The sequence below is a fragment of the Pseudomonas sp. B21-054 genome, assembly GCF_026016345.1.
Lineage (GTDB): Bacteria > Pseudomonadota > Gammaproteobacteria > Pseudomonadales > Pseudomonadaceae > Aquipseudomonas.
On the sequence record NZ_CP087204.1, the window covers coordinates 150,382 to 167,486 of the forward strand.

General features: G+C 60.0%; 15 protein-coding genes, 1 tRNA gene and 1 pseudogene. 11 read left to right on the forward strand and 6 right to left on the reverse strand.

The genetic code is table 11. The annotated features are described in order from the left end of the window. Window positions 1-119 precede the first annotated feature (119 nt). The gene (locus tag LOY70_RS00725) at window positions 120-527 is read left to right on the forward strand and encodes a DUF3375 domain-containing protein (RefSeq protein ID WP_265032495.1); all 408 of its coding nucleotides are present in this window, start codon (window positions 120-122) and stop codon (window positions 525-527) included. A 213-nt stretch (window positions 528-740) separates the two neighbouring features. Next, window positions 741-1,621 (forward strand): annotated as a pseudogene (locus LOY70_RS00730) (virulence RhuM family protein). A gap of 161 nt (window positions 1,622-1,782) precedes the next feature. On the opposite strand, the gene LOY70_RS00735 reads toward LOY70_RS00730, so the two are convergent. Further along, a complete protein-coding gene (locus LOY70_RS00735) occupies window positions 1,783-2,661 on the reverse strand; it encodes a LysR family transcriptional regulator (RefSeq protein WP_265032496.1) in 879 nt (292 codons plus the stop codon). Window positions 2,662-2,768: 107 nt separating this feature from the next. Between LOY70_RS00735 and LOY70_RS00740 the strand changes: the two genes are divergently transcribed. After that, entirely contained in the window at window positions 2,769-3,770 is a 1,002-nt protein-coding gene (locus LOY70_RS00740) for a zinc-dependent alcohol dehydrogenase family protein (RefSeq protein WP_265032497.1), read from the forward strand. Window positions 3,771-3,864: 94 nt separating this feature from the next. On the opposite strand, the gene LOY70_RS00745 is transcribed toward LOY70_RS00740, so the two are convergent. Continuing rightward, window positions 3,865-4,449, reverse strand: a complete 585-nt coding sequence (locus LOY70_RS00745) for a hypothetical protein (RefSeq protein WP_265032498.1) — start codon at window positions 4,447-4,449, stop codon at window positions 3,865-3,867. 16 nt (window positions 4,450-4,465) lie between these two features. Then, a complete protein-coding gene (locus tag LOY70_RS00750; protein WP_265032499.1) occupies window positions 4,466-5,077 on the reverse strand; it encodes a hypothetical protein in 612 nt (203 codons plus the stop codon). Between the two features lie 219 nt (window positions 5,078-5,296). Here LOY70_RS00750 and LOY70_RS00755 point away from each other — a divergent pair, with 219 nt between their 5' ends. From LOY70_RS00755 to LOY70_RS00775, 5 genes are all read left to right on the forward strand, one after another. Beyond that, the gene (locus LOY70_RS00755) at window positions 5,297-6,970 is read left to right on the forward strand and encodes a vWA domain-containing protein (RefSeq protein ID WP_265032500.1); all 1,674 of its coding nucleotides are present in this window, start codon (window positions 5,297-5,299) and stop codon (window positions 6,968-6,970) included. 112 nt (window positions 6,971-7,082) lie between these two features. Continuing rightward, entirely contained in the window at window positions 7,083-7,655 is a 573-nt protein-coding gene (locus LOY70_RS00760; RefSeq protein ID WP_265032501.1) for an RNA polymerase sigma factor, read from the forward strand. Next, complete coding sequence (locus tag LOY70_RS00765; RefSeq protein WP_265032502.1) at window positions 7,652-8,269, forward strand: hypothetical protein; 618 nt, start codon at window positions 7,652-7,654, stop codon at window positions 8,267-8,269. Before LOY70_RS00760 ends, LOY70_RS00765 begins: the two co-directional genes overlap by 4 nt. Before the next feature lie 146 nt (window positions 8,270-8,415). After that, entirely contained in the window at window positions 8,416-9,126 is a 711-nt protein-coding gene (locus tag LOY70_RS00770; RefSeq protein ID WP_265032503.1) for a hypothetical protein, read from the forward strand. Window position 9,127: 1 nt separating this feature from the next. After that, on the forward strand, window positions 9,128-9,652 hold the full coding sequence (locus LOY70_RS00775) for a type II toxin-antitoxin system VapC family toxin (RefSeq protein ID WP_265032504.1): 525 nt from the start codon (window positions 9,128-9,130) through the stop codon (window positions 9,650-9,652). A gap of 101 nt (window positions 9,653-9,753) precedes the next feature. Here LOY70_RS00775 and LOY70_RS00780 read toward each other — a convergent pair. Continuing rightward, window positions 9,754-9,830: transfer RNA gene (locus LOY70_RS00780), tRNA-Arg, on the reverse strand. A 350-nt stretch (window positions 9,831-10,180) separates the two neighbouring features. Between LOY70_RS00780 and gabD the strand changes: the two genes are divergently transcribed. The 3 genes from gabD (at window position 10,181) to LOY70_RS00795 (ending at window position 14,429) form a co-directional block, all read left to right on the forward strand. Continuing rightward, window positions 10,181-11,623, forward strand: coding sequence for an NADP-dependent succinate-semialdehyde dehydrogenase (gabD, locus tag LOY70_RS00785; protein WP_123344672.1), 1,443 nt, complete (start codon window positions 10,181-10,183; stop codon window positions 11,621-11,623). 172 nt (window positions 11,624-11,795) lie between these two features. Continuing rightward, the gene (gene gabT / locus LOY70_RS00790; protein WP_265032505.1) at window positions 11,796-13,073 is read left to right on the forward strand and encodes a 4-aminobutyrate--2-oxoglutarate transaminase; all 1,278 of its coding nucleotides are present in this window, start codon (window positions 11,796-11,798) and stop codon (window positions 13,071-13,073) included. Window positions 13,074-13,211: 138 nt separating this feature from the next. Then, a complete protein-coding gene (locus tag LOY70_RS00795) occupies window positions 13,212-14,429 on the forward strand; it encodes a response regulator (protein ID WP_265032506.1) in 1,218 nt (405 codons plus the stop codon). A 132-nt stretch (window positions 14,430-14,561) separates the two neighbouring features. Here LOY70_RS00795 and LOY70_RS00800 read toward each other — a convergent pair whose 3' ends face one another. After that, a complete protein-coding gene (locus LOY70_RS00800) occupies window positions 14,562-15,551 on the reverse strand; it encodes a GGDEF domain-containing protein (RefSeq protein ID WP_265032507.1) in 990 nt (329 codons plus the stop codon). Window positions 15,552-15,849: 298 nt separating this feature from the next. Next, the gene (gene desA / locus LOY70_RS00805) at window positions 15,850-17,034 is read right to left on the reverse strand and encodes a delta-9 fatty acid desaturase DesA (RefSeq protein ID WP_265032508.1); all 1,185 of its coding nucleotides are present in this window, start codon (window positions 17,032-17,034) and stop codon (window positions 15,850-15,852) included. Between the last annotated feature and the right edge of the window lie 71 nt (window positions 17,035-17,105).

A 17,105-nucleotide genomic window follows, 5' to 3' on the forward strand; every position in this document is an offset into this window, starting at 1 on the left:
CTACAATCCTTAAGTTTTGTTGTAGGCCTTTTCTGAAGCGGTATGAGCCAGCCTGATTCGAGGTAGATTCAGCGCACTTTGTGTTTACCATGGGCATCTCTTCTGTTGGGGAGCCTTGCATGAAAGCCAGTACAGCCATTGCTACGTTTCGTCGGTTGCGGACCCAGCCATTGTGGCGGCTGTTGGCCTCTGATCATGGGCCTCTGACCCTGGGACTGCTCCAGACCCATCTGTACGAAAGCGAACGGGGTCTGCCCGCATCCATCTTCCATGAACGTATCGAGCGGGAACCCGAAGAGCTGCGCGTGCGAGGCGAGCATCTGGGAACAGCGCAAACCTATGTAGCGGGCTGGCTGTCGGAGGGTTATCTCGAACGGCGCTTCCCGCCAGGAGCGCCCGAAGAAGAATATGAGTTATCCACCGCAGCCATCGAGGCGATCCGGTTCGTTTCGGGCATGGAGCAGTCTCATTCGGCGGCGACCGAAAGCCGCCTGACTTTGGTCATTCAAGCACTGGTGCATCATTGAGGGGGTCACATTGGGGACTGGTCGCGCTGTTAGTCAAGGCGGAGTCGTTGAGCTATGAGCACGGATAACGCCAATCGCAATACCTCGCAGTTCATCATCTACCAGAGCGAAGACGGGCGAACCCGGTTGGACGTGCGCTTTGTCGACGAGACCGTATGGTTGACCCAAGCCTTGATGGGCGAGTTATTCAATACCACGCCAGAGAACGTGTTGATGCATCTGAAGAACATCTTCAGCGAAGGTGAGCTTGATCAAAACGCAACCACTAAGGATTTCTTAGTAGTTCGTCAGGAAGGTACGCGTCAAGTGAAGCGCAATCTCAAGCACTACAACCTTGATGCCATTATCTCCGTGGGCTATCGCGTACAAAGCCATACGGCAACGCGCTTCCGTCAGTGGGCCACTCGGCAGTTGCGTGACTACATCGTCAAAGGTTTTTTACTGGATGATGAGCGCCTGAAAAATCCCGATCAGCCGTTCGACTACTTTGAAGAGCTGACGCGGCGCATTCAGGATATTCGCACCAGCGAAAAACGCTTCTACCAGAAGATTACCGACATCTATGCCACCAGTGTGGACTACGACCCGACTCAGGAAGCCAGCATCAACTTCTTCAAGACCGTGCAAAACAAAGTGCACTGGGCGATTACCCGGCAGACTGCGGCTGAGCTTATTCACAATCGTGCCGACAGCGGTAAACCCCACATGGGACTGACCAATTGGCGCGGCGCCAGGTGCGCAAACAGGATGTCGCTAACGCTAAGAACTACCTTTCGGCAGAAGAGCTCAGCGCTTTGAACAATCTGGTCGAGCAATACTTGGTGTTTGCGGAGGGCCAAGCCATGCGTCGCATCCCAATGTCCATGGCTGAGTGGGTGAAAAAGCTCGATGGTTTTCTGACATTGAACGACCGCGAAATTCTTGATAGTGCGGGTCAAATTTCTCATGACCTGGCCAAGCAACACGCCGAGTCGCAATATGAGCTATTTCACCAACTGCGCCAGCAAGAAGATACTGCGAGAGTTGACCAAAACCTCGCCGATCTGAGCCAGCTTACTCACTCGCTATCGAACAAGACCCAATCTAGGCCTTGACGGCTTGACTGAAAAATTTCCATTCTGCGACAAGTGGTTACGTTTTATTGCATGTGATGTCTAGGATTCGGCCCTTGATGAGAAGTCAACACCTGGCAAGGTTAAATGCTCGAAGCTCCAGCATCGCCATCTCGGATGCTAATTATGTGGCTACCGGCCGCTCAAAGACGCTCACGCAGAAAGTCCACAAAGGCACGGGTGCGTGCCGACCGGCGGCGATCATGGCTGAAGACGGCGCTGATGGGCAGCGCCATCGGTTGGTAATCGGCCAGCAGAGTGGACACGGTCCCCTGGCGCACATCGGCAGCGAACAACCATTGCGGTGACAGCGAAATACCCAGCCCGGCCAGTACCATTTCCCGGATCGCTTCGCTGCTGTTGCTGGTGACGTTGCCCTTGATGGTCACGTTGTGTCGCTTGCCTTGCTGATCGAATTGCCAGACGTCGTAATGCTCCAGCAGGGTGAAACCCAGGCAATTGTGGTGGGCCAGGTCAGTCGGCTCCAGCGGCGTGCCGTGTCGTTGCAGATACGTTGGGGACGCGTAGGCCCGGCGCGGACTGTCGCCAAGGGAAACGGCCACCAGCCCCTCGTTTTTCACCGTGCCAATCCGAATGGCAACGTCGATGTTTTCCTTCAGCACGTCTTCGTTTTGATCGCTCAGGCGCAGGTCGATCCGGACCTTTGGATGACGCGCCAGGAATTCGCCCACCAGGGGCGCAATGCATAACCGTCCGAAGCTCACTGGCGCCGCCACACGCAGGGGGCCGGCGATCTGTTCCTGCCCGCTGGCGAAACTGAGCTTGGCCGTGTCCAGGCTGGCGAGTATGTCCTTGCTCTGGGCGTAGAAACGCTGGCCCTGGTCGGTCAGCGCGAGCTGGCGGGTGCTGCGGGCAAACAACGCTCCACCGAGATGTTGTTCCAACGCGCGGATCTGTTTGCTCACTGCGGGTTGGCCCAAGTTCAATTCCCGGGCGACGGCCGAGAACGAGCCACGTTCCACCACCCGTACGAACACCTGCATTGCGTCGAACAGATCCATCAGGATTTGGCCTCTGTTTGGAATAAATTCTATCCATTGTTGCTTACTTATCGGAATGCATCGGCGGCTGCAACATGAACTCACCCACTTATTGGAGGTTTACCGTCATGAACAACACCATGCTCGCCGCCATTGCCGAAACCGCCCAGGCCCCTCTGGTCGTGCGTCATGTCCCGCGGCCTGTACCCGGCAAAGGCCAGGTATTGATCAAGGTCCATGCGGTCGGAGTCAATCCGCTGGATACCAAGATTGCGGCGGGAGGCGGTGCCCATGCCCGCCAGCCGCTGCCCGCCGTATTGGGTATCGACCTGGCCGGGACGGTGGTCGAACTGGGTGAAGACGTGCACGACTTCGCGTCGGGCGATGAGGTGTTTGGCATGGCCGGCGGGATCGGCGGCGCCCAAGGTGCGTTGGCCGAATACATCGCCGTCGATGCCCGCTTGATTGCGCTCAAGCCCCGTGCATTGAGCATGCGTGAAGCCGCCGCCTTGCCGCTGGTGTTCATCACGGCTTGGGAAGGGCTGGTAGACCGCGCCAACGTCCGGAGCGGCCAACAAGTGCTGATCCATGGCGGCGCGGGCGGTGTCGGGCAAATGGCCGTGCAGATTGCCAAGGCTCGTGGCGCCGAGGTCTACGCCACCGGCTCGGCCTCCAGCCTGGACTTCATTCATGAACTGGGCGCCACCGCCATCGACTACCGGACCCAGGACACCGAGAGTTACGTACGCCTGCACACCGATGGCGAGGGCTTCGATATCGTCTACGACACCGTCGGTGGCCCGACCTTGGATGCGTCGTTCAATGCAGTGAAAACCTACACCGGTCATGTCCTCAGCTGTCTCGGTTGGGGACAACATAGCCTCGCACCGTTGTCGTTCCGTGGGGCGAGTTATTCCGGCGTGTTCACCCTCATGCCGCTGCTGACCGGCAAGGGGCGCGAGCACCACGGGCAAATTTTGCGGGAGGCAACGGTGCTGTTCGAGGCCGGAGCGTTGCGGATCAAGGTCGATCAGACCCGGTTTGGCCTGGGGGATGTCAATGAGGCCTTTGCGCAGGTAGCCGAGGGGCGGGGGAAAGGAAAAACGGTGGTGGAAATCGGGGCTGAGTGACCGGGCCGCGATACAGTCAAAACTGGAATGATCTGTGGTGAGGGAGCAACCTCCCTCGCCACAATAAATCTCACATCGTTGCGGGAGCCGTCAGTTACAACAACTGCCGGCGCACCGCCTCGTCCAGCGTGCTGCGCGTCAACGCCTGCACCACGTCGCGGGTGTCCTGCTGGAACGGAATGCCTACGATCAGCACAAGGTGCATCCAGGTCCGCACCGATTCACTCTTTTTCACACGACCCAACTCCTTGCCGTCCTTGTCCTTGAACACGGTTTCGAGGGTGAAGGTGTTTTGCGCCGTGGACGGAATGATGAAGAAGGTGGCACCGGTGATGATGGCGGAGGCCATGCTGAATTTTTCGTTGTTGCTCAAGGTGGCTTCGGCGTAAATGTCCGAGGCGACCTTGTCGGTGCTGACCCGCGTGAACCGTCCGGAGTCACGGAAGGTCTCGGCCACGGAGGTTTCCCACGCCGTGGCCTGGGCGCCCGAAGCGGCAACGGTCGGGCCGCTGTTGACCTGGTTCAAGGCGGTGGTACGCACGTAGGCGGTGGGCTTTTGCTGGACCGTGGCGGCGGGCGGCCAGGTCTGCACGGCGGGCAGTTCGTGTTGCGAGTAGGACACGCAACCGGTGAGCAGGACGGCGGCAAGCACCAGGCTGTGTTTGATGAAACCCATCATATGTTGCTCCTTGGAATTACTGTTTGGCCAGGCGTGCGGTGGCGCTATCCAACAGCTGTGCGACCAGCTGATTCATTTGCTGGGCACCCATGGTCGGCGCCCAGTATTCACGGCCATACAGACCGACGTTGCGTTCGAGCTTGACCTCTTCCTTGGCCGCTGCCAGTTCCTTGCCGTCACGGTCGACGATCACCAGGTTACCGGCGACATCAAAACTGTCGACGTAGATCGGGCCGTTCACCCAGATCCAGACGGTCAGCGTCAGCAAGGCCCCCGGGACGTAACCCGGATGCACGCCGCGATGGCCCTTGAGGGAGGTCATGTTGAACTTGAGCAGCACGTCGTTCTCACCGAGGCGCGTCGGGTATTCAGTGACTTGCTTGAAGTAGCCGCCGGTCTGCACGTACTGGTTCAGCTGGGCCGTCAGTGAGCGGCTGATGGCGGTGCGGGTGGCTTCGTTGACATCCGGTGCGGTCACGGCGACATCGGCGATCTGGGCGATACGCGGACTGTTCACGGGGGCTGGGTGTTGCGGGGCGCCCACCGGGCCGGTGACGGTGTAGGACACGCAGCCGGTCATCGACAGAGTGGCGACGACGGCGGCGATCTTGAGAAGGGTTTTGAGCACGGAATGTCCTTATAGGGTTGATGGCACTTTAGTGTCTCGACTTGGGGGGCGGTAACTTGAGGGAAATTGGCTGGTTTATCAAGGGGCTGAAGAACAGAAACGGAGCGCCTCGGAGGCTGCGTGACGAGCGGTCAAAAAATTTTTCGGGCCGTTAACCCGAACCACCCATGCCTTGCGTCTGAGCCTGTGTACGGATCATTCATTCACGAGGTTCAGCCCATGTCCCGTCCATTTCCATTTTTGCGCCCCGCTGCCCAGGGCTTTGCCGTGACCTTGCTGGTGGCATTGGCCGGCTGTGGGTTGTCTTCGTCCCGGGAGACTGCCAAGCCGGCCGAACCCGTGCCTGTGGCCCCCAGCGTTGCACCGCAAGGCGAGGTCACCTATATGCGCGAGCCGATGGCCAAGCGCATGGCCGTCCCGGCAGCGATACCCGCCCCACGGGTAGCGAACGACGCCGTCGCCGGGGATTACCGCTCTGAACCACGCGAACAGTACGAAAAACTGCCGGACAACCCTATCCATAGCGTGGCCGAAACGCCGGTCTCGACCTTCAGCGTGGATGTCGATACCGGCAGCTATGCCAATGTGCGACGTTTCCTCAATCAAGGCAGCCTGCCGCCCGAAGGGGCTGTGCGACTGGAGGAAATGGTCAACTACTTCCCTTACCACTATGCCTTGCCCACCGACGGTTCCCCCTTTGGCGTGACCACCGAAGTGGCCCCGTCGCCGTGGAATCCACACACCCGCCTGCTGCGCATTGGCATCAAGGCGAGCGACCGCGCCGTGGCGGACCTGGCCCCGGCCAACCTGGTCTTCCTGGTGGACGTTTCCGGTTCCATGGACCGCCGTGAAGGCCTGCCGCTGGTCAAAAGCACACTGAAGTTGCTGGTGGATCAACTGCGTGACCAGGACCGCGTGTCCCTGGTGGTCTATGCCGGCGAATCCCGGGTGGTGCTCAAGCCCACTTCGGGCCGCGACAAGGTGAAGATCCGCAATGCGATCGATCAGTTGGACGCCGGTGGTTCCACGGCCGGCGCCTCGGGGATCGAACTGGCCTATCAGATGGCTCGGGAGAGCTTTATCGACAAAGGCATCAACCGCATCCTGCTGGCCACTGACGGTGACTTCAACGTCGGCATCAGTGACTTCGACAGCCTCAAGCAGATGGCGGTGGACCAGCGTAAAAGCGGTGTGTCCCTCACCACGCTGGGCTTCGGTGTGGATAACTACAATGAACACCTGATGGAGCAACTGGCTGACGCCGGTAACGGTAACTACGCCTACATCGACAACCTGCTCGAAGCGCGCAAGGTCTTGGTGGACCAACTCAGCTCAACCCTGGCGACAGTCGCGCAGGATGTGAAGGTGCAGGTGGAGTTCAACCCCGCCCAGGTCAGCGAATATCGCCTGCTGGGGTATGAGAACCGCGCGCTGAAGCGTGAGGATTTCAACAACGACAAGGTCGATGCGGGCGAGATCGGTGCCGGGCACACGGTGACGGCGTTGTACGAAATTGTCCCGAAGGGCCAGCCGGGCTGGTTGGAGCCGCTGCGTTATGCCAACACACCCAGGCAGGATGGCCAGTCAGGGGAATTGGCGATGTTGCGCGTACGCTACAAGCCCGCTGAAGGTGGCAGCAGCCGCTTGATCGAGCACCCTATCGACAGCGCACCAAACGATGCCAAGGCCAGCGATGATTTACGCTTCTCGGCCGCCGTGGCGGCCTTCGCCCAACAGCTCAAGGGTGATGGGCGTTACACTGGGACGATGAGCTTGAAGGACACGGCGCAACTGGCCCGCTCCGCCCGCGGTGATGATCCGTTTGGGCTGCGTGCCGAGTTTGTGCAGTTGGTGGAGCTTGCCCAGAGCCTCAAACCTGCACCCAAGCGCTGATCCCGAGCACAGCAAGGATCACATGTGGGAGCGAGCAAGCTCGCTCCCACAGGGGACCCTTGTTGTCTGCCAGGACTGTGTTGCAATGACCGGAAAGGAGTTCGCGCCCCACATGCCCGCTGCGCTTGATTCTTCCAGCGACGAGTCGCTGCTGGCCCGCTACCGCAATGGCGACGGGGCTTCTTTCGAAGTCCTGTACGCCCGCCATCGGCAGGGGCTTTACCGGTTCCTCGTGTCCTTGAGCAACAAGGCCGAACTGGCCGAGGAAATCTTCCAGGACACCTGGCTCAGCCTGATCCGCAGCGCGACCCAGCCACAAGGGCGGGCGAGCTTTCGCACCTGGCTGTTCCAGATTGCCCGTAACCGCTTGATCGATCACTGGCGCAGACACGGTGTCCACACGCCGTTGCACGACAGTTACGACGAGCAGCTTCACGTCCAGCCCGACGACACCAGCAGTCCCGAGCAACAGTTGAGCCTGAGTCGCGATCAGGCTCGCCTGGACGCCGCGTTGCAGGCCTTGCCCGAAGACCAGCGGGAAGTCTTCTTGCTGCGCCTGCACGGCGACCTGGAATTGCCGCAGATTGCCGCCCTGACCGGCGCCCCGCTGGAAACGGTCAAAAGCCGCTTGCGTTACGCCCAGCAGAAGTTGCATCGGCTGCTGGCCGAGGAGGTACCCGCATGATCGACTCCAAACACACCCCGGATCCGAACGACGAAGTGCTGATCGAGCATTTCCGCCAACACGCCAGCGGCGAGCCACCGGCGTCCCTGGACGCTTTCATCCTGGCCACCGCCCGCCGCGAAGCTCCGACGCCGACACCGAGCTTGTGGAAACGCTGGTTGCAGGCCTGCCAACGGCCGCGCTGGCAGATGGCATTCGCCACGGTCGCCGGCGTGGCGCTGATGATCGGCCTGGTATTGCGCTCACCCGTTCCCCACGAGGAGCTGGCCTCACCCGCTTCGATGGAGTTTTCCGCTGATCGGCAGGAGCCCGCCGTTGCCGCCGCACCACCGCCGGCCATGCCTGCTCCCGCACCGATCACCCGCATGGCGCCCCAGAGCGAACTGGCCCGAGCCCCGGCAAGCCCGGTGCAGGCCCTGGCGGATAAGCCTATGGCGAAAATGAGCAAACCTGCGGCCGTCGCCCCGCCCTCGCTGGAGCAAGGCCTGCAGGAAATCCTGCGCTTGCGTCAGGCGGGAGAGAGCAAGGCTGCCGATGAGAAGCTGCTTGCGTTGCACAAGCGCTTTCCCAAGGAGGATTTGCCGGCGCGGTTGGAGGCGTTGCAGAAGCGTTGAAGAGATCAGCGGTTACACAAAAAATCGGGCATTTAACGTCCCCGGTTCCAAAAACTGAACGGTCACTTGTCAGGCAGCTGACCCTCGGCATTGGGTTACAAATGCAGGCATAGCAGGATCACATGAGCGGAACTATACTCGCCAGCATGAAAAAGCTGATGCTCGAACTCGACGGAACCGACCCAAGCAAGCTCTCAATGGCTCGCTTGACGGATTATCTGTGTGAGCTCGCTGAGCTTTTCGGCTCGCAAGAAAATGTTCATTTTGACTCTGTCACCGAAGGTTCTGTCTGCCTGAATACGTGGGTGGAAGACGAGACGTACCCTCATGTCTTGAACAGGGTGCGTGAGGCCGCTCAGGGGATTGGTCCTAAGCGCGCAAGAAAAGCCTACCTGCAGCTATCCGCGCTGATGGAGCAAGATCGAGTGGATGGCGTCTTGCAGGCAGCGGATACGAACATTCTTCAGTTTCCCAAAGCAAAGACCGCTCCTCCTCCCATGGTTGTCATCAAGCAAGGTAGCGTTCAGGGGCGCCTCTATGTCGTTGGTGGGAAGGATGAGACGGTTCCTGTCCGGCTTGAGGGCGCTGGTGGCGAAACTCTTCTTTGTGAAGCCGATACGGCACTGGCTGAACAGTTGGGCAAGCTCCTGTTCAAGTACGTGCGCGTTCATGGAAAGGGGGAGTGGGAGAGTCGGCCACATGGCGGTTGGCGGCTGCGCAAAATGTTCATTCAGTCCTATGAGAAGCTTGAAAAAACCTCGTTGCGCAGTGCGGTTACCCAGCTCAAGGAGCTAGGTGGTATCACTTGGAGCGAGATGGATGATCCTCATGGAACGATTCAGAACCTAAGGGGATGAGGTGCGCATAGTTCTCGATACCAACGTCCTCGTCCAAGTCTTGGGAAATGCAAAGGACGGTATCGTTCTGGTTGACCCTGCCACTGGCCATAATGTTGATAGGGCGGAGGCTAGGGCTGAGGCCCTAATCGAATTGGTCGACGCAAGAGGTGGGACTGTTCTGATCCCGACGCCTGCATTGGCTGAGTATCTGGTTGGTGTTGATCGAGACTTTCACCAGGGCCATCTGGATGTCATAAACGGCTTTTCGTGTTTTGAGATCGTATCGTTTGATCAGATTGCCGCGGTCGAATGTGCCCGTATGGTTGATGATCACGAGCTGAAGGTGCTTGATCCCGCGGCTACGAAAGCCAAGTTACGATTTGATCGTCAGATCATCTCTATTGCTTTAGCGACCAATGCTGATGAGATATGGACTCATGATGCGGGGCTTTTTTCGAAAGCCCAGAAGTGCGGGTTGGTTGTGAAGTCTTTGGGAAATATTGAGCCAGCTCCCGAGCAACTTGAGGTCAAGCTGGACCATTAGTCATCTCCTGCACGCTGACAAAGCTCGCGTGTATTACCCTGTACTATCGATGGCCACAAAAAAGCCCCACGTCTCACAACGTGGGGCTTTTTCAGTATGTATGGTGCACCAGGCGGGATTCGAACCCACGACCCCTGCCTTCGGAGGGCAGTACTCTATCCAGCTGAGCTACTGGTGCAATGCGGGCGCCATGATACTCATATGCATGGCGGGCGTCCATGCTGCTGATTTGCCGGTGTTTTCATGAGCATAGGCGGGCATCGGCTACGCTGATCAGAAAAAGCGGGCAAATTCAGGTTTTTCGTTCTTTTTTTCGAACAGCCTATTGTCCTTCACCCCCATCGGCCCTAGGATTCGTTTGAGATTTCAAACGCTCTTGTCTGGGTGCTGAACCGCACGTCTGTGCTTATGTGCGTTATTTCTGTGCTTCAGCCCGGTGGATGATTTCCCTGACGGCAGCCCCAGAGGCGCCTTTTCTACAAATCTAATTTGCTCCGCGTGCGCGCGGTGCTGTTAAGGAAAGCCGACATGCAGCTTAAAGACACCCAGTTGTTCCGCCAGCAAGCCTTTATCGATGGCGCTTGGGTCGATGCGGACAATGGTCAGACCATCAAGGTTACCAACCCGGCAACGGGCGAAGTGCTGGGCACCGTGCCGAAAATGGGCGCCGCCGAAACCCGCCGGGCGATTGAAGCCGCCGACAAGGCACTGCCAGCCTGGCGTGCATTGACCGCCAAGGAGCGCGCCAACAAGCTGCGTCGCTGGTACGAATTGCTGATCGAAAACCAGGACGACCTCGGTCGCCTGATGACCCTGGAACAAGGCAAGCCACTGGCCGAAGCCAAGGGCGAAATCGTCTACGCCGCCTCCTTCATCGAGTGGTTCGCCGAAGAAGCCAAGCGCATCTACGGTGACGTGATTCCCGGCCACCAGCCCGACAAGCGCCTGATCGTGATCAAGCAGCCGATCGGTGTGACCGCGGCCATTACCCCGTGGAACTTCCCGGCCGCAATGATCACCCGCAAGGCCGGCCCGGCCCTGGCCGCCGGTTGCACCATGGTCATCAAGCCTGCTTCGCAAACCCCGTTCTCGGCCCTGGCCCTGGTGGAACTGGCGCACCGTGCCGGCATTCCGCAAGGCGTGCTGAGCGTGGTCACCGGCAGCGCTGGTGATATCGGCGGCGAGCTGACCAGCAACCCGATCGTGCGCAAGCTGTCGTTCACCGGCTCGACCGAGATCGGTCGCCAACTGATGGCCGAATGCGCCAAGGACATCAAGAAGGTCTCCCTGGAATTGGGCGGCAACGCGCCGTTCATCGTGTTCGATGACGCGGACCTGGATAAGGCCGTCGAAGGCGCGATCATTTCCAAGTACCGCAACAACGGCCAGACCTGCGTCTGCGCCAACCGCCTGTACATCCAGGATTCGGTGTACGACGCCTTCGCCGAGAAACTGAAAGTGGCGGTGGCCAAGCTCAAGATTGGCAACGGTCTGGAAGATGGCACCACCACTGGCCCGTTGATCGACGAGAAAGCGGTCGCCAAGGTGCAAGAGCACATTGCCGATGCGGTCAGCAAAGGCGCGACCGTGCTGTCGGGCGGCAAGGCGATGGAAGGCAACTTCTTCGAACCGACCATCCTGACCAATGTGCCGAACAATGCCGCCGTGGCCAAGGAAGAAACCTTCGGCCCGCTGGCGCCGCTGTTCCGCTTCAAAGACGAAGCCGAAGTGATCGCGATGTCCAACGACACCGAGTTCGGCCTGGCTTCGTACTTCTATGCCCGCGACCTGGGCCGTGTGTTCCGTGTGGCCGAGGCCCTGGAATACGGCATGGTCGGCGTCAACACCGGTTTGATCTCCAACGAAGTCGCGCCGTTCGGCGGCATCAAGGCGTCGGGCCTGGGCCGTGAAGGTTCCAAGTACGGCATCGAGGACTACCTGGAAATCAAATACCTCTGCCTGGGTATCTGATCCGCTTCAAGCGCAAAGGGCACGAGAGCGCTGTCCCTTTGCGTGTTTCACCCGTTCTGTTTCTTGTGGCCGGGAACGCTGTGGCAGTCGATCATCGCATGCTGTCGCCGTTGTCTCCCCGCCGCGTATTCCTTGAGCCACGCCGACCGATGAGCGGCGAATGAGGACTGTAATGAGCAAGACTAACGCTGAGTTGATGGCCCGCCGTACCGCCGCTGTTCCACGTGGCGTCGGCCAGATTCACCCGATTTTCGCCGAATCGGCGAAGAACGCCACGGTCACCGACGTTGAAGGTCGTGAATTCATCGACTTCGCCGGCGGTATCGCCGTACTGAACACCGGTCACGTACACCCGAAAATCATCGCCGCCGTGACCGCGCAGTTGAACAAGCTGACCCACACCTGCTTCCAGGTCCTGGCCTACGAGCCATACGTGGAAGTGTGCGAAAAAATCAACGCCAAGGTGCCCGGTGATTTCGCCAAGAAAACCCTGCTGGTGACCACTGGTTCGGAAGCGGTGGAAAACGCCGTGAAAATCGCCCGCGCCGCGACAGGCCGTGCCGGTGTGATCGCCTTCACCGGCGCTTACCACGGTCGCACCATGATGACCCTGGGCCTGACCGGTAAAGTCGTGCCGTACTCGGCCGGCATGGGCCTGATGCCCGGCGGCATCTTCCGCGCGCTGTACCCGAACGAACTGCACGGCGTGAGCATCGACGATTCCATCGCCAGCATCGAACGCATCTTCAAGAACGACGCCGAGCCCCGTGACATTGCTGCAATCATCATCGAGCCGGTGCAGGGCGAGGGTGGTTTCTATGTGGCGCCCAAGGAGTTCATGAAGCGCCTGCGCGCCCTGTGCGACCAGCACGGCATTCTGTTGATCGCTGACGAAGTCCAGACGGGCGCTGGCCGTACCGGCACCTTCTTCGCCATGGAGCAGATGGGCGTCGCCGCTGACCTGACCACCTTCGCCAAATCGATTGCTGGCGGTTTCCCGTTGGCCGGTGTCTGCGGCAAGGCCGAGTACATGGATGCCATCGCTCCAGGTGGCCTGGGCGGCACTTACGCCGGCAGCCCGATCGCTTGCGCGGCTGCGCTGGCGGTGATGGAAGTCTTTGAGGAAGAGCACCTGCTGGACCGCTGCAAGGCCGTGGGTGAGCGTCTGGTCACGGGCCTCAAGGCCATTCAGAAGAAGTACCCGGTCATCGGTGAAGTCCGTGCCCTGGGCGCGATGATCGCCGTCGAGCTGTTCGAAAACGGCGACACCCACAAGCCGAACGCCGCCGCCGTGGCTCAGGTCGTGGCCAAGGCGCGTGACAAGGGCTTGATCCTGCTGTCCTGCGGCACCTATGGCAACGTTCTGCGGGTGCTGGTGCCGCTGACCTCGCCGGACGAGCAACTGGACAAAGGCCTGGGGATCATCGAAGAGTGCTTCTCCGAGCTCTGAGTCCCGGGTTGTGCACTTATCCACAAAAAACCCGCTTCGGCGGGTTTTTTCATGTCCGAGAACATATCCCGTGGGTTTTGAGCTGTCTGGAACGGCCGCCAAGGTCTAAGGTGCAAGTATGGCAAAGGAGTGTGCTGCATGACCGCTGTGGCGTTACCGGCTGTACCGCGTGTATTGATCGCCGAGGCTGATCCGGCGTCCCGTGAGCTGCTTGAACAGGTGTTGTCGGGTGTGCGCTGCGATGCCCGGGTGGATACCTGTGGCGATGGCAAACAGGCGTTGGAGCTGCTGGCGAGCAATCCCTATGACCTGGTGATCGCCGATTGGGAGCTGCCGGGTGTCGATGGCCTGACGATCCTGCGCGGCCTTCGCCAGCAACATCGCACCCCGCCGTTGCCGTTCATCCTGATGAGTCGACGCAACGACAGCGCCAGTGTGCGTGAGGTCTTGCCGCTGGCGCCGATGGCCTATTTGAGCAAGCCTTTGAACCGGGAAAGTCTGACCCTGCGTTTGCAGGGATTGCTGTTGGGTGGCGGCGAAGAAACCTCCAACGACGTGCCGGTCCCGGGACCTGGGCTGACCCTGGCAGCCTTTCTGGAACGGCGGCGCGATCTGTCCGAAGGCGCGCCGCTGATGACGGATGTGCAGGTGGCGGTCAAACGCAGCCTCAACCCCGGCGGCCTGGACTTGAAACTGCTGGAAGAAGAGATTCGCACCGACCCGCAAATCACCGGGGTGCTGATTGCGGCGGCTAATAGCGCTGCCCAGCATCAGGGCGGTGGCCCGGTGCAGACCGTGGCCCAGGCACTGCATCAGCTGGGCAGCGGGCAGAGCATGAACCTGATCCTCGGCCTGACCCTCAAGCGCTGCGCCCGCCTCAGTGTCCCATGCCTGGCGGACTATGCCCGGCGTTACTGGGAACTGTCGCTGCACACCGCCGAGTACGCGCGAATACTGGCGCGGTTGCTGGATCTGGAACCGGAACGCTGTTATTGCGCCGGGTTGTTGCATCGACTCGGCGACCTGGCGCTGCTGCGTTGCCTGGAAGAATGGACGCAGGCGGGTGGCGAGCTGGATGAGCTGGAGGAAGTCGGGAATTCACTGGACAAGTACGGCGCCGGTTTCGGTTCGGCGCTGCGCACGCGCTGGCGCCTGCCGCTGGAGCTGCGCGAGTTGATCGCGGCCGCCTATATCCTGGGTGGTGGGGTGTATTCCCGCGAGGCATTGGTGATGAACATGGCGGCGCAGATGGCTCATCTGACCGAGCATGAAGGGCTTGAAGAACTGGCCCGTGGCCGCACGGCGCGCTTGCTGAAGATCGGGTTGCCGGAGTTGATGCGGATGCGCCGCAAGTAGGACTATCACCTAACCCAATGTGGGAGCGGGCTTGCTCGCGAATGCGGTGTATCAGTCGATATTTTCTTTACTGAAACACCGCATTCGCGAGCAAGCCCGCTCCCACAGTTAATCAATGGCGGGACAACTCACTCAAGCCGCAATAATGCGATTCTTACCCTGGCGCTTGGCTTCGTACATGGCCGCGTCGGCGCGGGCGAACAGGCTGTCGAGGCTCTGGTCTTCGGCGGTGATGCTAGTCAGACCCTGGCTGACGGTGATACCGAAGCTCTGATCCCCGCTGCGGAAGGCCAGGCGTTGAATCTCCCGTTGCAAGCGTTCGGCCACTTGCAACGCCATGTCCGGGGCACAGCCGGGGAACACCGCGGCGAACTCTTCGCCGCCGATCCGCCCGAACAGGTCTCCACGCCTGAGCACGGACCGGCCGCTTTCGGCGATTTTCTGCAACACGGTATCGCCTTCCTGATGGCCGTAGGTGTCGTTGATCACCTTGAAGTCATCGATGTCCAGCAACAGGAACGCCATGGGCATTCCTTGTAGCCGTGCCTGCGCGAATTCGCGGTGGGCGCACTCGAAAAAATGCCGACGATTGCTGCTCTGGGTCAGGACATCGGTGGTCGCCAGTCGCTGCAGCTCGCTTTCCAGCAGCTTCTTTTCGGTGATGTCTTCGGCGATGCCCACCACAATCACCGGCTGTCCTGGTTCGGCCTTGCGATTGATGAAGCATTTGTCGCTGAGCCAGCGGATCTGGCCATCGGCGGCGATGATGCGGTATTCGCGATCCTCGACGGCGCCTTTGACCAGCACTTCGGCTAGGCTGCGTTCGGCGTAGTCCTGGTCGTCGGGATAGATTGCGTCGCGCCACTCGTTGAAATCGGCCATTACCAGGCCGGCAGGGCGGCCGAAGATCCGTTCGTAGGCGGGGCTGACGTACAGCACTTGTCGCGTTTCCCAGTTGAAGGCCCACAGCACGGCATTGACACTGACCAGCAGCGAACTGAACAGCTGCTCACGCTCGCTCAGGCGCGCCACTTCGCCCTGGGCGTGCATCAGTGCCATGAGTGTCTGGGCCGCTTCGGGCCAATGAGGCTGGGATGAATCCTGTAGGTTCTTGTCGACCATCGGTACAAATCTCAAAGAACGTGCACTGCTGTGGGTTTGCACGCGCTTACTCCAAAGCCCGCCTGGATGGCGAAGTGCTCTTTGAGATAAGGGATTTGAGGCGAAGTTCCTTTTCAGCCGACGAAGGGCGGCGGGGGGAACTCAGCCAATCACGAACCTGTGGCGAGGGGATTTATCCCCGCTGGGCTGCGAAGCAGCCCCAAAGCAGTCAACTCAATTGATCTGACACGCCGAGCCATCAAGATCCAGGGGCTGCTGCGCAGCCCAGCGGGGATAAATCCCCTCGCCACAGATGATGTCAGGCCGTGGCAGGCCGCAGCGAGTAGGTCTTGAGCTGGTCGGCGAAGTCGCGCAGGGATTGGATGCCGCTGGCCTCGGCCTCGTGGACCCATTCCTTGATGGCCGCGAGCATGTCATGGCCGTTGCTGCTGGTCTTGACCCAGATCTGCTGCAAGGCCAGGCGTTTTTCGTAGATCACTTTCAGCGCCTGGCTGTGTTCCAGCATGTTCTGGATGCGCACGTGATGACGGTCATCCAGCAAGCTGGTTTCCCGCGACAGCAGGCGTTTGGCCCGGTGGAACTGGTGCCGCACCGAGTGATCGACCTTCGCCAGTTCCTGCTTGACCAGCGGCGCGATGACCAGCCGGCGGTACTGGGCCATGATCTGGAAGCGGTTATTGAGGATCGCCATGGCGGTGTCCATGTCCAGGTGGCCCTTGCCTTCGACCCGGTGGGCGATCGGTGCGACCCGCTGGACCTTGGCCAAACGCAGGAAACTGAACACCTGGATCCAGGCCCAGCCCAGGTCGAATTCCCATTTGCGAACCGACAGCTTGGCTGAATTGGGGTAGGTGTGATGGTTGTTGTGCAGTTCTTCGCCACCGATCAGGATGCCCCAAGGCACCAGGTTGGTCGCCGCATCGCGGCATTCGAAGTTGCGGTAGCCCACGGCATGGCCCAGGCCATTGACCACGCCAGCGGCCCAGACCGGGATCCACATCATCTGGATGGCCCAGATGGTGATGCCGATGGTGCCGAACAGCAGCAGGTCGATGACGCCCATGATCGCCACGCCCAGCAGCGGGAAGCGGCTATAGAGATTGCGCTCGATCCAGTCGTCGGGGCAGTTCTTGCCGTAGATGCGCAGGGTTTCCGGGTTCTGCGCTTCGGCGCGGTACAGCTCGGCGCCTTTGCGCAGTACGGTGGACAAACCTTTGATGACCGGGCTGTGGGGGTCATCCTCGGTTTCGCATTTGGCGTGGTGCTTGCGGTGGATGGCGGTCCACTCGCGGGTGTTCTGGGCTGTGGTCAGCCACAGCCAGAAGCGGAAGAAATGTTTGAGGCCGGCATTGAGCTCGAGGGAGCGATGAGCCGAATAACGGTGCAGGTAGACCGTGACGCCAATGATCGTGACGTGGGTCATCAGCAGGGTGACTGCCACCAGTGACCAGGGCGACAAGCCAAGAAAACCTTCGTACCACATAGGCTGTAGGGCCCTCGATAAAGATAGAAACTGCCGTTGCATTATCACCGGCCCGACAGATAAAACCAGTC

Coding starts and splice junctions, on each gene's coding strand:
- LOY70_RS00725 (WP_265032495.1), top strand. CDS start 120: ATGAAAGCCAGTACAGCCATTGCTACGTTTCGTCGGTTGCGGACCCAG.
- LOY70_RS00735 (WP_265032496.1), bottom strand. CDS start 2,661: ATGGATCTGTTCGACGCAATGCAGGTGTTCGTACGGGTGGTGGAACGT.
- LOY70_RS00740 (WP_265032497.1), top strand. CDS start 2,769: ATGAACAACACCATGCTCGCCGCCATTGCCGAAACCGCCCAGGCCCCT.
- LOY70_RS00745 (WP_265032498.1), bottom strand. CDS start 4,449: ATGATGGGTTTCATCAAACACAGCCTGGTGCTTGCCGCCGTCCTGCTC.
- LOY70_RS00755 (WP_265032500.1), top strand. CDS start 5,297: ATGTCCCGTCCATTTCCATTTTTGCGCCCCGCTGCCCAGGGCTTTGCC.
- LOY70_RS00760 (WP_265032501.1), top strand. CDS start 7,083: ATGCCCGCTGCGCTTGATTCTTCCAGCGACGAGTCGCTGCTGGCCCGC.
- LOY70_RS00765 (WP_265032502.1), top strand. CDS start 7,652: ATGATCGACTCCAAACACACCCCGGATCCGAACGACGAAGTGCTGATC.
- LOY70_RS00770 (WP_265032503.1), top strand. CDS start 8,416: ATGAAAAAGCTGATGCTCGAACTCGACGGAACCGACCCAAGCAAGCTC.
- gabD (WP_123344672.1), top strand. CDS start 10,181: ATGCAGCTTAAAGACACCCAGTTGTTCCGCCAGCAAGCCTTTATCGAT.
- gabT (WP_265032505.1), top strand. CDS start 11,796: ATGAGCAAGACTAACGCTGAGTTGATGGCCCGCCGTACCGCCGCTGTT.
- LOY70_RS00795 (WP_265032506.1), top strand. CDS start 13,212: ATGACCGCTGTGGCGTTACCGGCTGTACCGCGTGTATTGATCGCCGAG.
- LOY70_RS00800 (WP_265032507.1), bottom strand. CDS start 15,551: ATGGTCGACAAGAACCTACAGGATTCATCCCAGCCTCATTGGCCCGAA.
- desA (WP_265032508.1), bottom strand. CDS start 17,034: ATGTGGTACGAAGGTTTTCTTGGCTTGTCGCCCTGGTCACTGGTGGCA.